A 13,612-nucleotide genomic window follows, 5' to 3' on the forward strand; every position below is an offset into this window, starting at 1 on the left:
GCTGGACCATAACAATTCCATAATAGCGAACTGATAAACACAATGAGCAGTTATAATAAGAACGGGAGGGAGCATGATGGACAAATCCTCCTTTTTGATGGTGGAGCGGGGGAACCCCTATGAACGTGGAGACGTCATAGCTTTGACCAAACCCATAACAGTGCTTGGCCGCAAGGGCCAGCATTTTGATCCGGATATCGCGTTTGATAACATTTTTGTATCCCGGCGGCATGCAGCGCTGCTGTATCGAAACGGGAAGTTCAGCATCAAGGATCTAAACAGCAAGCATGGTACCTTCGTCAATCAGAAACGGCTGGATCCCCATGATGAAATTCCCCTTCAGCATGGAGACACCATTGTACTCGCTGGAGATCTGATCGTGTTGTCCTTCTCCATCCTCAGCATGGATGAGACGATGGACATTACCCCGCTGATCAAGCAGCTCGCGGCGGTTGAGGCCTCCGGCGGGCTTAGGCTGAATCCTTTCAAGCAGGAGCTGGTATACGGCGAGGATGTGTACGCGTTTTCGGAAAAAGAGTACAAATGCATGGAGCTGCTGGTCAACCACCAGGGGCAGTTCGTGTCCAAGGATCAGCTTAAGGTATACATTTGGCCCGAGCGAAGCTGCGGAACGGATGAAGTGCCCGATGTCAGCTCCGAGGAGCTGAATGCGCTGATCTATCGGGTGCGTAAGAAGACGCGAGGCATTCTGGACATTGAAAGCATCCGGGGAAAGGGTTATATTTTGCAAACACAAGCGGATGGACAAACGTGATCGTAAGTACACGATGAACTCAAGATGAAAACATGAGAGACAAGCTCTTCCTCACCGGCAGGAAGGGCTTGCTTTCATTCCAGTTCTATTTATCAGCGGATAAGAGGGAAATGACCATAGCTATCGAAGTTGTAAAGCATGGAAATTTCGAATCGACAATCGGAAGGGATGAGCAGAGGAGATGAACAAGGAGCACGTACAGCAAAACGGCATTGCCGTTAACCAGTTGGGTTATCGGAGCCGGGACGCCAAGATTGCCGTTATTGCCGGTCAGGGCGGTCGGTTTCACGTCGTCGATTCCCTGAATGGCGAGGTGGTTTGGCAGGGGCAAACCTCTCCGGCCATCGAGGATGCTGCCAGCGGGCAGATCGTAAGCCGGGGAGATTTCACCGCATGGGCAGTGCCAGGCACTTATCGGATCGAGGCGGAGAATGGGCAAGCGTCCGTTCCTTTTGTCATAGCCGACGAGGTATACGAGGATGCGCACCGCGCGTTATTGAAAGCGTTTTATTATTTCCGCTGCGGGGCGAAACTCGATGAGCTGCATGCCGGACCCTGGCATCACGGAGCATGTCATCTTACGCCTGCCTTCGTTCATGGAGACGAATCGCGACAGGTGGATGCCTGGGGTGGATGGCATGATGCCGGCGACTATGGCAAGTATGTCGTGCCTGGTGCCAAAGCGGTAGCCGACCTGCTGCTGGCTTTCGAGTTTTACCCGGAGGCGTTTGCTCAGCCGCTCCCACTGCCGGAAAGCGACGGCCGCCTGCCGGACGTGCTTCATGAATGCCGGTATGAGCTGGAATGGATGCAGCGCATGCAGGATGAGGCATCGGGAGGCGTGTTCCATAAACTCACCACCTTGCGGTTTCCGGCGGGAGACGTGATGCCGGAAGACGATACGGCCCCGCTGTACCTGTCGCCAATCTCCGCAACGGCAACCGGTTGTTTTGCCGGAGCCATGGCGATGTCGGCGCGGGTATATTCTCCCTACGACGAAACCTTCTCTGGGAGCTGTCTGAGAGCAGCGGAGCGCGCTTGGGCATGGCTGGAGGAACATCCGAACGCGGCGGGCTTCCGCAATCCGGCTGATATCGCTACAGGTGAGTACGGTGACGCCCAGGATGAGGATGAACGGTACTGGGCCGCGGCAGAGCTATACCGTACAACGGGGGAGGCGAGGTATCATGAGGCTTTTCAAGCTTTAGCCAAGCAGGACTCTTTCGAAAAATACGAATTGGGATGGGCGGACATGGGCGGCTATGGAACCTTCGCCTATCTGATGTCGGAGCGGGAAGAAGAGCCCGAGCTCGCGCAGGAACTGATGACGGGCCTGCTTCAGCGTGCGGATGCGCTTGCCACTGTCAGTGCTCGGGACGGTTATGGGATCTCGCTGCTGCCGGATCAATATATTTGGGGCAGCAATATGGTGGTATTGAATCATGCGATGCTCCTGCTGGTGGCGGGAAGACTGTCTGGCTCTGAAGACTATGAGCGTCATGTGCACGAGCACATACACTATGTGTTCGGGGCCAACGTGGTGGGGATGAGCTACGTAACAGGGTATGGGGCTATGCCAATCCTGCACCCGCATCATCGTCCTTCCGAAGGCGATGGCGTGGAAGATCCAGTCCCGGGTCTACTCTCTGGCGGTCCGAACAAGGGACTTCATGACGATTACGCGCGTGAGCACTTGGCCGGCAAGGCACCCGCAGCCTCCTTTGCCGATGTGATGGACAGCTATTCTACCAACGAGGTGGCCATCTATTGGAATTCGCCGGCTGTGTTCGTGTTATCTCATTTTGTGTAGAAGCATAAAGCATGCTAAAGAAAAAGAAACGCCGAGAGATTCTCGACGCTTCTTTTTTTGTATCGACCCGTTCATGGTTAGCGTCTTGATCGCCCCTTCACCAGCGGATGAAGCACCGTGGCTACCATACCTGAGACGATGCCGACCACCGTACCTGTCACCATGCTGCTGATGAAGGCAAAGGCTCTGGTCAGAAAGCTGTTAGCTGCTGCCGGTAGATCAGCCAGGTTGCCGCCCAGGGTCGGCGGCGTTTCGAATGCCATATTCCACAATAGCTGATGGGTAATGCCCAAGAGCAATCCATAGACTGCGCCGATGACCATTAAGGGTACAGAAGGATGTTTTACGCTATGTGGCTTCCCGAGTACATAAAGAATCCAGATGATCGGGGGAATAAAGACAAGCAGCCGGTTGATGAACCCATGGGGATCGACCCATTGCAAATCATGGGCAATCACGCGGGGCACACCGAGCAAAGCCAACAGAATGATAGTAAACATCGATAGGCCGATGTGATTTCTTGCTGGGGTGTTCATTTTGCGGGAAAACCTCCATCGTTGTAAGTTCGGATTCACGCTGTTATCCGTTATGAGGTTCAGTTTACCGAAGGAATGTTGTGAACTTATGACGGGGATGTACGCAATCCGTGAAATTACGTGGCTTAGGCGTGAAAGCTTGGAAATTACAGAATCAAGGGCTGGGCTTGCTCTACGAATGAAACCGCGGTGCAGCGGTATTTTCAAAAAAACGACATGATCCTTTTAAAAGTTGTCAACAATATTCTTGACGAAACCCGCTTTTCCTTTCGTTGAGCCTTTTGCCGGGCTGACTTAACATAGAGATGTCAGATGATAGCGACACAACAACATTCCGATTTATTTTCAAATATGACTAGGAGGTCTATACGATGTCCAACGAGACAAATACAAACGCTTCCAAAGGCATTCGCGTAAGGGTACAACAGCTCGGCCGTCTCCTTAGCGGTATGGTGATGCCGAATATCGGCGCGTTTATTGCTTGGGGTCTGATTACGGCTCTGTTCATCCCGACCGGCTGGTTCCCGAACGAGAATCTGGGATCGCTGGTTGACCCGATGATCAAGTACTTGCTCCCGCTCTTGATCGGTTACACGGGCGGGCAGATGATCCACGGCAAACGCGGTGCGGTTATCGGCGCGGTTGCCACGGTCGGGGTTATCGTCGGAGCGGAGATTCCGATGTTCCTCGGGGCTATGATTGTCGGTCCGCTGGCTGCATGGGTATTGAAGCAATTCGATAAGCTGATTGAAGGCAAAATCAAATCCGGCTTCGAAATGCTGGTGAATAACTTCTCGCTCGGCATTATTGGCGGCGCGCTCACATTGGTGGCGTACACCGGAATCGGGCCGCTTGTACAGGGCATTACCCAAGCGCTGTCAGCCGGTGTTGACGTATTGGTCAATGCCAACCTGCTTCCGCTGGTCAACATTATTGTTGAGCCTGCGAAAGTATTGTTCCTCAACAATGCGATCAACCACGGGATCTTCAGTCCGATCGCCACAGAGGAATCAGCACGTATCGGCCAATCGGTTCTGTATATGCTGGAGTCGAATCCCGGTCCGGGCCTAGGCATTCTTCTTGCCTATTGGTTCTTCGGACGCGGATCTGCCAAGTCTTCCGCGCCGGGGGCGGTTGTCATTCACTTCCTGGGCGGTATTCATGAGATTTACTTCCCGTATATTCTGATGAAGCCGGTTCTGATCCTGGCTGCTATTGCAGGTGGTGTTGCCGGCACCTTCACCTTCCAGATTCTTGGAGCCGGATTGGTGGGCCCTGCGTCGCCGGGCAGCATCATTGCTTACTTCGCCATGGCGCCTAAAGGTGGTCTGATTGAGGTCCTGGCCGGTGTTATTGTTGCAACGGTGGTCTCCTTTGCTGTAGCGGCATTACTGCTAAAAACAGGCAAACAGACCGAAGAAGAGCCGAATTTGGAAGAAGCATCCGCCAAGATGAGAGAAATGAAAACCGGCGGCATGAACGACCAAGTCGCCCCTGCTTCGGCGGCTGTAGCTAATCTGGACAAAGAGAATGTGAATAAAATCGTGTTTGCTTGCGATGCCGGCATGGGCTCCAGCGCAATGGGCGCCTCGGTATTAAGAAAGAAACTGCAGCAAGCGGGCGTCGACATTACGGTTGTGAACTCGGCGGTCAGTGAAATACCGGATGACGCGGATATCGTCATTACCCAGAAGACACTCACCGAGCGGGCCATCGCGAAGAATCCGAATGCGGAGCATATCTCCATCGACAACTTCCTGAAGAGTCCGAGATATGATGAGCTGGTGGAACGACTCAAAGACTAACATAAGCCTAAAACCATATGACACGCTGGCGTATTACGCCGGCGTTGTCTTTCATTTCATGAAGAAGGGGGCCATGCGTCTGGGACACATCACTGCCCGCCAGCGACAAATCCTTCTGCTCCTGATGAGCAGGAACGAGGGCATGACGGCTGCAGAAATAGCCGCTGAGGTCGGGGTCAGCGTCAGGACGGTTCACCGGGAAATGGAGGAGATTGAGAAGGAATTGCAGGGTACGGGCGTTCTGCTTCATAAAAAGTCGGGAACGGGTATCCGGCTGGAAGAGGAGACGCTTGGGGAGATGGCTCAGCTGCGGAAGCGCCTGCTTGCAGGAAAGCCGGCCGATTATTCCGTGGAAGAGCGCAAAATCCTTATGCTGTGCGCCCTGCTTGAGGCGAATGAACCCATCAAACTGTTTGCTTTGGCTCATAGTTTAAAGGTCACCGTGCCGACCGTCAGTAATGACCTGGATGAGCTGGAGCCATGGATGAAGCGGTTTAATCTTAACCTTATTCGCCGCAGAGGCTATGGTATCGAGATTGAAGGCTCGGAAGGTGTAAGGCGATCGGCGATTTGTCGGCTTGTTGAGGAATATCTGGATTATTCCGATCTTGTCGGGGATGGATATCGTGATCAAAGCGAGCCTGTGACCGCCCGTCTGCTCTCCATGATTGATAAACCGGTGCTGCTGGATGTAGAGAAATGTTTATGGGATATGAACTGGGATTGGACCGAGGGGCTTAGCGAAAGTGCCTATACTGCCATGCTCATAGCGTTATCGGTTTCCGTAAACAGGATCAAGCAGGGGCGGAGCATAGAGACAAGGGATATTGCGGGATATGGCAAATCCTCCGCTTCAGTGGAGGAGGCAAAGGCTTTCGCGAGTCGCCTTGGCCAAACCTTGAAGATTGACTTTCACGATCCTGAAATGAAATATATCGCTCATTTGTTCGAATCTGCGAAGGACATGTCCGAGGTCAGCGAACTGGCTCACACGGATGTGGAGATGGTGGAGATCGCCCAACGTCTTATCGAACGGGTTCAGGGGCGCACCGGCATTCCGTATCAGGAGGACCGCACGCTGCGGGCAGGTCTGGTGGAACACATCGGGGCTGCCATGAAACGGATTCGGGAAGGGACCCGGATCCGGAATCCCTTGCTGAGCCCGATTCGGAAGGATTATGAGGAGCTGTTTGGAATCGTCCGTCGTTCGGTTGACGAGCTGAAGCTGGGTTTGACCATCCCGGATGAAGAAATCGGGTTTCTGGTTATGCACTTCGGTGCTTCCAGCGAACGTCTGAACCAGCTGGGGCACCATTTGAAGGCCATTCTGGTATGTTCCAGCGGCCTTAGCTCCTCAAGGCTTCTCGGGACACGACTGAATAAGGAGATGCCGCAGATTGAGGTGCTCGGCAACGTCTCGTGGTATGAAGCGGCCCGGATACCGAAGGAGCAATATGATCTCATTATTTCGACCATTGATCTTCCGCTGCCGAAGGATCGGTATGTGAGATTAAGTCCGCTGCTCACGGCGGATGATAAAGAGGCGCTGCTGCAATTCATCCAGAGCACATCCTTGACACCGGCCGGAGGCATGGCTGCAGATAAGCGAATCGAGGTAGAGCATAGGGTCGCATCATTCGAGCGTCTACGCATGCAGGCTGCCCTGATGAACGAGATCGTAACGCTTTTGGGTGGCTTCCATGTATACCACCTGGATAATCGGCAGGATGATTTGCAGGGCACATTGAACGAAGCCTTGGCTAAGGTGGTTGAACGCGGGGCTGTCCGTGATGCGGAGAAGGTGAAGGAGCGTTTGCTTGAGCGCGAACGGATGGGCACCCAGCTCATTCCGGATACGACGCTGGCCTTGTTCCATACGCGCAGCCGCTATATTTCCTGGCCGTCTCTAACCTTGTTCCGGCTGGCGCACCGAGCGCCGCTGGAGGACGGGGCGGAGGCGGGTGTCATTCTGCTGATGCTGGCACCGAAGCAGCTTCCGAAGGAGAGCTTGGAGGTGCTCAGTGAAATCAGCGCAATGCTGCTTCACTCCGAGCTGATTGAGCTGATGGAGCGGGGCAGCGAGGAAGAAATCCGATCCTATTTGGCGGAAGAGCTTCAGCATTTTTTCAATCACAGACCATAGAAAGAGGGAGATCAACATGAATAACATACTGTCCAAAGATAAAGTCATACTGAACGCAAAGGCTGACAGCAAGAGCGAAGCCATCCGCATGGCGGGAAATCTGCTTGTACAGGCAGGCCATGTATCCGAGGATTACGTGGATAAAATGCTGGAACGCGAAGAGATTGCGTCCACTTATATGGGCGGAGGACTCGCGATTCCCCATGGCACGAAAGAGGCGAAAGGCATGGTCCTCTCCACGGGATTGTCGATCGTCCGCTTCCCGGAAGGCGTAGATTTCGGAGGGGATGAGCCTGCGTTTATTGTTATTGGTATTGCGGCTGCCGGCGGTGATCACATGGAGATTCTGACGAATGTGGCGATGATCTTCACGGATGACGAAAGCATTGAGAAGGTGATGAACGCTTCCAGCGAAGAGGAGATTCTGGCGATCTTCGAAGGAGGAATGGGCGCATGAAAGCAGTCCATTTCGGAGCAGGTAACATCGGGCGCGGTTTTATAGGGCTCTTGCTGTCACAAGCCGGTTATGAGGTTTGTTTTATCGATGTGAACGAAGAGCTGGTATCGGAGCTGAAAGCACGCGGGGAGTATCCCGTCACCTTGGCCAGCGAAGGGCAGGAGACCACGATCGTTAAAGGCATCACCGCACTCAACAGCGCCTCGGAGCCCGAAGCTGCCGCACGTGCAGTAGCGGAAGCGGATCTCGTGACGACTGCGGTAGGCGTGAACATTCTGAAGTTTATCGCCGGCACTATTGCCGAGGGGCTGAAGCTTCGGCTGCAAGCGGAGTCTGCTGCCCCCCTTCATATTATTGCATGCGAGAATGCCATCGGCGGCAGTACGCAGCTGAAAGAGCACGTCTACGGGAAGCTTGATGACGAGACGAAGCAGAAGGCCGACCAGCGCGTGGCTTTCCCGGATGCGGCCGTAGACCGGATTGTGCCGCTGCAGCAGCATGAGGACCGTCTGAAGGTCGTGGTGGAGCCGTTCTATGAATGGGCGGTGGATCGCTCGCAGATGTTTGAGGATTATGTCCCTGTGGAAGGCATTCACTACGTGGACCGTCTGGAGCCGTACATCGAGCGCAAGCTGTTTACGGTGAATACCGGACACTGCTCGGCCGCGTATGTAGGGTTTCTAAAAGGCTATGAGACGATCCAGGACGCCATGAAGGATGAAGAGGTAGCGAGTCATGTCCGTGCTGTGCTGGAGGAGACGGGAGCTGCGCTCGTGCATAAACACGGCTTCAACCCTTCCGAGCATGGAGCTTATATCGATACCATCCTGGAGCGGTTCCGCAACCCGGCACTAACTGACGAGGTGTCCCGCGTAGGCCGCTCTCCGATCCGGAAGCTGTCCCCGGGCGACCGCCTGGTGTCGCCAGCGATGCTGGCATTCGAAAGCGGGCTTGCGTACAAGAGCTTGGCGAAATCCATGGCAGCGGCTCTGATGTTCGATGTTCCGGAAGATCCCGAAAGCGTGGAGCTGCAAGCATCGGTCCGGGATATCGGTGCAAGCGACACGGCTTCCCAATATACCGGCATTGCCGGTGAGCATCCCATTATGGGTGAGCTGATGGAGCAGTATGAAGCGTTGAAGGCTGATATCGAAGCGAGTTCGTAAGATGCACGTGCCGATAGGCCACGGCATTCTATCTATCTAATATAGCCCCTGGTTCTCTTTGTGGAGAAATCAGGGGCTATTATGGTTCTAACTCGGGGTATACAACGATCCTGATTTGTTCAAAATAATCCTTCATGTAGCTGTCCAAGTGGTTTAATCTTGGCAGAGGCAACCCCGTCATTGTAATTAAATTCCAAATATTCCATCCATCGATTTTCAGAAAGTTTTCGCTTATTTTCGAAATAAAGAGTACACTAGAAATAAGAAATTAAAAAGTGGATGTGATGAACATGGCAGAAGAACTGATCTTGACCCAGGAGGGCTATGATAAACTCCAGGAAGAACTTGATGACCTCAAGTATGTAAAACGCAAAGAGTTAGCGGAACGGATCAAGCTCGCGATCAGCTATGGTGACTTGAAGGAGAACAGCGAGTACCACTCGGCCAAGAACGACCAAGCGTTTATGGAAACGCGCATCATCATCCTGGAAAAAACACTCAACAGCGCCCGGATTGTCGACGCCAAGCATGTAAGCTCGAAAACGGTGAATGTTGGTTCGAATGTCGTCCTGAACGACATCGAGTTTGCAGAGAAGCTTGAATATCAGGTCGTAGGACCCGCCGAGGCAGACGTATTGAACAATAAGGTCTCCTATGAAAGTCCGCTTGGCAAAGCACTAATGGGCAAAGCGGTAGGCGATCAAGTCAACGTGGAGGCGCCGATGGGTATCGTCAAGTACGAGCTGCTGGAGATCAAAGCTCTGTAATCGCAGAGGGATAAATGAATATATAAATAAAGGCGTAACCGGGGTGCAATGTCCGGTTACGCCTTTTCAACATGGTTCGTGCTCCGTATGGCAACGAGAGTTTTGCAGCTATTGGAAATTAAGCATTAGCCGTTACGGCCTTGCGCTCATACATATAGCAGGCTGCTCCCAGAATGAAGGCGAGTCCCACCAATCCAGCGCCCACCCAAGGCAGGGCCGTTAAGCTTAGATGGGTAATGACCAACCCACCGATAAAAGCCCCCGCTGCATTTCCGAGATTGCCCGCAGAGTGGGTTGCGGTGGAGGCAAGAGCGGGAGCGGACTGGGCCAGACTCATTACACGCACCTGCATTCCCGGCATAACGGCGAAAGAAGCAGCACCCCACAACACGATGGTCAGTACAGCCGTGACCGGGTTATGGATCGTCACGGTAAGGATGGTCAGAATGACGGCCGTCGCAAAGTAAACGCCGAGAATGGAGGGCAGCAGCTTCCAGTCGGCCAGTCTTCCGCCCACGATATTACCGACGGTTACGCCGATACCAAACAGGATCAGAATCCAGGTGACGCTGGGTTCGGCAAAGCCGGTGATCTCAATCAGCAGCGGCGCAATATAAGTGAAGACGGCGAACAGGCCGGCGTTGCCAAGCGCTCCGATCAGCAGGAAGAGAAGGAGTTGTGGTCTGATAAGGGCTGTAATTTGCTGAGCGATGCTTGAAGCTTGTTCCTGCCGTAGCTTCGGAATAAAGATCAGGATGCCGATCAATGCCAACACCCCCATAACGGCAATCGCGCCGAATGAAGCACGCCAGCCCATCGTCTGGCCGATGAAGGTGCCGATCGGAACCCCGATGATATTGGCTATCGTTAATCCGGCCATCATGATGGACACCGCCCCGGCACGCTTGTCCGGCCGCACCAGGTTCGAAGCGATGACAGCTCCCACACCGAAGAAAGTACCGTGCGTCAGCGCGGTCAGCATTCGGGCACCCATCAGAACGGCATAGCTCGGAGCGAAGACCGAAATGCCGTTACCCAGAATAAACAGGCCCATGAGCAGCAGGAGCAGTTTTTTCTGTGGTATTTGGTGGGTTAGAACCGTTAGAATAGGGGCTCCTACGGCTACCCCGAGAGCGTACATCGTAATCAGCTGCCCAGCCGATGCAATGCTGACATTCAGATCATCCGCGACATTAGGGAGTATTCCCATGATAACGAACTCCGTCATGCCAATGGCAAAAGCGCCAACGGTGAGAGACAGTATAGAGATGGGAAAGGGCTCTCTGGCGCCTTTTTTCCCAGTAGCGTGTTGCGATAGATCCATGGTGTTCAAGTCAACCTTTCTGCTGTGTTGGTTAAATTTATAATCCCAATCTCCATTATCGGTTTTAAAGAGGGACTGTTACATATTATTTAATGTTGTCGGAGGATAATCAAGAACTTTATTTTTTGGGGAAAATGGATACCCTGAAAAGGGAAGCCTCTACTGAGGAAAGCTTGTCCATTATGCAAGAACTCGAGAGCGCCGAAGGGGCACTCTCGTGATGAGCGGGCAGATCATTGGGGCCATTGAACGTACCTGCCGACTCCGTCCCTTAAATATTAGGGTTAAAAACAGGTGAACGACTGGATTCTTCTTAAATCGAACCCCGAGTAGACCCATCTTCTTCCTGTCCATCGGAAACCGGCGACCGAGGTGCGGCCGACGAAGGTCGGAAAAAACCAGAAGCCGGGCCCGAATCTCGGCCAAATATAGGTGATGCGAAACAAACATCCTCTGATCGCTCCCGGGTCAACAGCAAAGGCACTCGCCATAGGTTGTTGGGGGATCGTGGTTGGAGGCGGGGATAAGGGCCCTTGCAGTGGTCCCTGAGGTCCTTGCGGCGGCATAAATGCCATATTGGGTTCACTCCTTAATCGGGTTATATGGGTTTAGGTGTACAGCAGCGTGATGACAAGCAATTCGAAGAGGACAAGGGGCAGGATGACATTATTGTAGTAACCGGGGCCGAAGCCGCGCTGGTTTTCGTAGCCGGACAGACTCAAATACAGAATCCCCTTCTCGCAATGCATGATCGTCCCTTCAAAAACATCACCGTCGAGCGTTTCGACGCGAACCATCTGATTCGCATGCTGCTTGCAAAGACGGTGAATATGATCGCGAACCGATTTGATGTTGTGCATCATGTTGGGTTCAGCTTGATACAAGGTTTGTTCCTGGTGTCCGGGATATTGAATGCTCATATTGAAAAAGACCCCCATCGTTATTAGTCATACCTAGTTTCCATCCTATGCGGATGCCTAGAGAGGGGTGCTCTTAAATTTCCCGCATGGGCAAATAAGCAGATTAGTGATACGATTTAGATCAATATATGAATTGAGGAAGTGAGCGTTAGTCGTGATCAATATAACCATTCCCAAGGTGGACATTACAATTACCAAGCAGGCTGCTCCGGAGTTGAGCCACATTTACGGATTTACGGATTTTCACCTGATTCCAAGAGATCGGGGCGGGATTTTCATGTTCTACAACAGCAAGGAGGAACTCCTGTTTGTTGGCAAAGCAAGAAAGCTAAGACCGCGGATCAAGAAGCATTTTGAAGATAACGTCTCTCCGATGAAGGAGCATCGGGATGAGGTGACAAGAATCGAGGTCTGCGTCATTGAAGACGCCGTTCATCGAGAGATCTATGAAACCTATATCATTAATGAATTCAAGGCCAAATATAATGTAGACAAGGTGTTTTTTAAGTAAGGAATACGAAGGATAAAAAAACAAGAAGCAATAGACGTGGCCCGAGTAAAGCCCCGCGTTTATTGCTTTTTTTGTGTTGTGAAAAAAAATTAAAGAAATATTTAAATATTCCTTTACAGGAATATTCCTATCGTGGTATATTGTTATCAGGAAGTACGGCACCATTAAATCAGCAAAAAAAAGAGGTGATGATGGTGACATGGACAGAGAGAACAGACCATCACCGTAAACGCTATAGCAGCGGGTCTGTACCAGTCATCACAACAAGATGGAACTAACAACATTTAACGCTTTAGCCGAACCGAACCGTTTTCGTATTGTGGATCTCTTGTTGAAGGGGCCTTTAACGGTTGGAGAAATCGCTGAACGTCTTGATATTCGGCAGCCACAAGCCTCCAAGCATCTGAAGGTGCTGCTGGAAGCCGGGCTGGTGGAGGTAAGGGCGGAGGCGAACCGGCGGAACTACATGCTGCGGTCGGAGCCGTTTGTAGAACTGGACCATTGGCTCCATAATTACCGAAGCATATGGAACGAGCGCTTTGACAACTTGGATAACTACTTAGAGAAACTGCAATCGGAAGGAACAGGTAAGAAACAGGATTAACACCTAATATGAGGAGGAATGGATAATGACAAACCAAATGATTACGCGGGTTGAAGGGGAAGTACTTGTATTGGAGCGTGAGTTTAATGCACCTAGGGAGCTGGTATTCAAGGTGTTTACGGATGGAGAGCATCTTAAGCAGTGGTGGGGGCCTCGTGGATGGGAGGTTACCGTATCCAATATGGATTTCCGTCCGGGCGGCTCGTGGCATTACTGCATGAAGTGTTTGGATAAGAACCAGGGGGATTTCTACGGCATGGAATCCTGGGGCAAATCGGTGTACCAGGAGATCGAAGAGCCGGAGAAAATTGTTCTTATCGATTATTTTTCCGATGCAGAAGGCACCATTGCTGAGGGAATGCCTGCCCCTATCTCTACGATGACCTTTGTGGAGCAGGATGGGAAGACCAAGCTGATCAACCGGGCAGTGTACGATTCTCCGGAGGCTCTCAAAACCGTGCTGGATATGGGAATGGAAGAAGGCATTACCCAAACTTGGGATCGCCTGGAGGAATACTTGGCAGCAAAGCAATAAGCCAAGCTCAAATACAGGGTTAAAAGGAAACATGAAATGGCCGGAATCCGCATGGATGCCGGCCATTTTTGAATTTCTTATGCATCGAATCCACTAGGATTCTCGTTATCAGTTAACTTGTAACTTGAAAAATCCCTGTTAAAAGTTCAATATAAAGATAATTGAATGATAGATAACGATGTTGACTGTCCTAAGGCATGAAAAAGCGATAATCTTTTGCCTGCAGTTCTAACCCTGCGGCAAAGCATAATAGGAGGAA

Annotated in this window: 15 protein-coding genes; 11 read left to right on the forward strand and 4 right to left on the reverse strand. The window is 52.0% G+C overall.

Annotation, left to right across the window (positions count from 1 at the left end):
* The first annotated feature begins 76 nt into the window (after nt 1-76).
* Genes OHJ21_RS28770 through OHJ21_RS28780 form a run of 3 tightly spaced genes read left to right on the forward strand, consistent with a single transcriptional unit; the run spans nt 77 to nt 2,585 of the window.
* Nucleotides 77-775, forward strand: a complete 699-nt coding sequence (locus OHJ21_RS28770; RefSeq protein ID WP_326092024.1) for an FHA domain-containing protein — start codon at nt 77-79, stop codon at nt 773-775.
* A 32-nt stretch (nt 776-807) separates the two neighbouring features.
* Nucleotides 808-960, forward strand: coding sequence for a hypothetical protein (locus tag OHJ21_RS28775; RefSeq protein WP_164817418.1), 153 nt, complete (start codon nt 808-810; stop codon nt 958-960).
* On the forward strand, nt 957-2,585 hold the full coding sequence (locus OHJ21_RS28780) for a glycoside hydrolase family 9 protein (protein ID WP_486021846.1): 1,629 nt from the start codon (nt 957-959) through the stop codon (nt 2,583-2,585). Before OHJ21_RS28775 ends, OHJ21_RS28780 begins: the two co-directional genes overlap by 4 nt.
* Before the next feature lie 77 nt (nt 2,586-2,662).
* Here the strand turns inward: OHJ21_RS28780 and OHJ21_RS28785 are convergent, their stop codons facing one another.
* Nucleotides 2,663-3,121 (reverse strand): hypothetical protein, encoded by a 459-nt coding sequence (locus OHJ21_RS28785; RefSeq protein ID WP_486021847.1) that lies wholly within the window; start codon nt 3,119-3,121, stop codon nt 2,663-2,665.
* A gap of 371 nt (nt 3,122-3,492) precedes the next feature.
* On the opposite strand from OHJ21_RS28785, the gene OHJ21_RS28790 reads away from it, so the two are divergent.
* From OHJ21_RS28790 to greA, 5 genes are all read left to right on the forward strand, one after another.
* Nucleotides 3,493-4,926 (forward strand): PTS mannitol transporter subunit IIBC, encoded by a 1,434-nt coding sequence (locus tag OHJ21_RS28790; protein WP_486021849.1) that lies wholly within the window; start codon nt 3,493-3,495, stop codon nt 4,924-4,926.
* Nucleotides 4,927-4,999: 73 nt separating this feature from the next.
* Nucleotides 5,000-7,069: a BglG family transcription antiterminator gene (locus OHJ21_RS28795; protein WP_486022063.1), complete on the forward strand. Its 2,070-nt coding sequence runs from the start codon at nt 5,000-5,002 to the stop codon at nt 7,067-7,069.
* Nucleotides 7,070-7,085: 16 nt separating this feature from the next.
* Nucleotides 7,086-7,526: a PTS mannitol transporter subunit IIA gene (locus tag OHJ21_RS28800; protein WP_100541206.1), complete on the forward strand. Its 441-nt coding sequence runs from the start codon at nt 7,086-7,088 to the stop codon at nt 7,524-7,526.
* A complete protein-coding gene (locus OHJ21_RS28805) occupies nt 7,523-8,692 on the forward strand; it encodes a mannitol-1-phosphate 5-dehydrogenase (RefSeq protein WP_486021851.1) in 1,170 nt (389 codons plus the stop codon). The genes OHJ21_RS28800 and OHJ21_RS28805 overlap by 4 nt, the downstream gene beginning before the upstream one ends.
* Nucleotides 8,693-8,982: 290 nt before the next feature.
* Nucleotides 8,983-9,459, forward strand: a complete 477-nt coding sequence (gene greA, locus OHJ21_RS28810; RefSeq protein ID WP_100541204.1) for a transcription elongation factor GreA — start codon at nt 8,983-8,985, stop codon at nt 9,457-9,459.
* 118 nt (nt 9,460-9,577) lie between these two features.
* Here the strand turns inward: greA and OHJ21_RS28815 are convergent, their stop codons facing one another.
* From OHJ21_RS28815 to OHJ21_RS28825, 3 genes are all read right to left on the reverse strand, one after another.
* A complete protein-coding gene (locus OHJ21_RS28815) occupies nt 9,578-10,783 on the reverse strand; it encodes an MFS transporter (protein ID WP_326111189.1) in 1,206 nt (401 codons plus the stop codon).
* Between the two features lie 284 nt (nt 10,784-11,067).
* Nucleotides 11,068-11,358, reverse strand: a complete 291-nt coding sequence (locus OHJ21_RS28820; protein ID WP_100541202.1) for a transporter — start codon at nt 11,356-11,358, stop codon at nt 11,068-11,070.
* A 33-nt stretch (nt 11,359-11,391) separates the two neighbouring features.
* Nucleotides 11,392-11,703 (reverse strand): hypothetical protein, encoded by a 312-nt coding sequence (locus OHJ21_RS28825; RefSeq protein WP_100541201.1) that lies wholly within the window; start codon nt 11,701-11,703, stop codon nt 11,392-11,394.
* Nucleotides 11,704-11,857: 154 nt separating this feature from the next.
* On the opposite strand from OHJ21_RS28825, the gene OHJ21_RS28830 reads away from it, so the two are divergent.
* The 3 genes from OHJ21_RS28830 to OHJ21_RS28840 all read left to right on the forward strand — a co-directional run bounded on the left by OHJ21_RS28830 (nt 11,858) and on the right by OHJ21_RS28840 (nt 13,353).
* Entirely contained in the window at nt 11,858-12,214 is a 357-nt protein-coding gene (locus OHJ21_RS28830) for a nucleotide excision repair endonuclease (protein ID WP_100541200.1), read from the forward strand.
* Nucleotides 12,215-12,482: 268 nt separating this feature from the next.
* On the forward strand, nt 12,483-12,818 hold the full coding sequence (locus OHJ21_RS28835; RefSeq protein WP_100541199.1) for an ArsR/SmtB family transcription factor: 336 nt from the start codon (nt 12,483-12,485) through the stop codon (nt 12,816-12,818).
* Between the two features lie 25 nt (nt 12,819-12,843).
* The gene (locus OHJ21_RS28840) at nt 12,844-13,353 is read left to right on the forward strand and encodes an SRPBCC domain-containing protein (protein WP_326111186.1); all 510 of its coding nucleotides are present in this window, start codon (nt 12,844-12,846) and stop codon (nt 13,351-13,353) included.
* Nucleotides 13,354-13,612: the final 259 nt, after the last annotated feature.

It is taken from the genome of Virgibacillus sp. LDC1 (genome assembly GCF_025792345.1).
Classification (GTDB): Bacteria; Bacillota; Bacilli; order Paenibacillales; family Paenibacillaceae; genus Paenibacillus_AQ; species Paenibacillus_AQ lautus.

Excerpts from the sequence above, each read along its gene's own strand:
- OHJ21_RS28770 (WP_326092024.1), top strand. The coding sequence starts at position 77 with ATGGACAAATCCTCCTTTTTGATGGTGGAGCGGGGGAACCCCTATGAA.
- OHJ21_RS28775 (WP_164817418.1), top strand. The coding sequence starts at position 808 with ATGAGAGACAAGCTCTTCCTCACCGGCAGGAAGGGCTTGCTTTCATTC.
- OHJ21_RS28780 (WP_486021846.1), top strand. The coding sequence starts at position 957 with ATGAACAAGGAGCACGTACAGCAAAACGGCATTGCCGTTAACCAGTTG.
- OHJ21_RS28785 (WP_486021847.1), bottom strand. The coding sequence starts at position 3,121 with ATGAACACCCCAGCAAGAAATCACATCGGCCTATCGATGTTTACTATC.
- OHJ21_RS28790 (WP_486021849.1), top strand. The coding sequence starts at position 3,493 with ATGTCCAACGAGACAAATACAAACGCTTCCAAAGGCATTCGCGTAAGG.
- OHJ21_RS28795 (WP_486022063.1), top strand. The coding sequence starts at position 5,000 with ATGCGTCTGGGACACATCACTGCCCGCCAGCGACAAATCCTTCTGCTC.
- OHJ21_RS28800 (WP_100541206.1), top strand. The coding sequence starts at position 7,086 with ATGAATAACATACTGTCCAAAGATAAAGTCATACTGAACGCAAAGGCT.
- OHJ21_RS28805 (WP_486021851.1), top strand. The coding sequence starts at position 7,523 with ATGAAAGCAGTCCATTTCGGAGCAGGTAACATCGGGCGCGGTTTTATA.
- greA (WP_100541204.1), top strand. The coding sequence starts at position 8,983 with ATGGCAGAAGAACTGATCTTGACCCAGGAGGGCTATGATAAACTCCAG.
- OHJ21_RS28815 (WP_326111189.1), bottom strand. The coding sequence starts at position 10,783 with ATGGATCTATCGCAACACGCTACTGGGAAAAAAGGCGCCAGAGAGCCC.
- OHJ21_RS28820 (WP_100541202.1), bottom strand. The coding sequence starts at position 11,358 with ATGGCATTTATGCCGCCGCAAGGACCTCAGGGACCACTGCAAGGGCCC.
- OHJ21_RS28825 (WP_100541201.1), bottom strand. The coding sequence starts at position 11,703 with ATGAGCATTCAATATCCCGGACACCAGGAACAAACCTTGTATCAAGCT.
- OHJ21_RS28835 (WP_100541199.1), top strand. The coding sequence starts at position 12,483 with ATGGAACTAACAACATTTAACGCTTTAGCCGAACCGAACCGTTTTCGT.
- OHJ21_RS28840 (WP_326111186.1), top strand. The coding sequence starts at position 12,844 with ATGACAAACCAAATGATTACGCGGGTTGAAGGGGAAGTACTTGTATTG.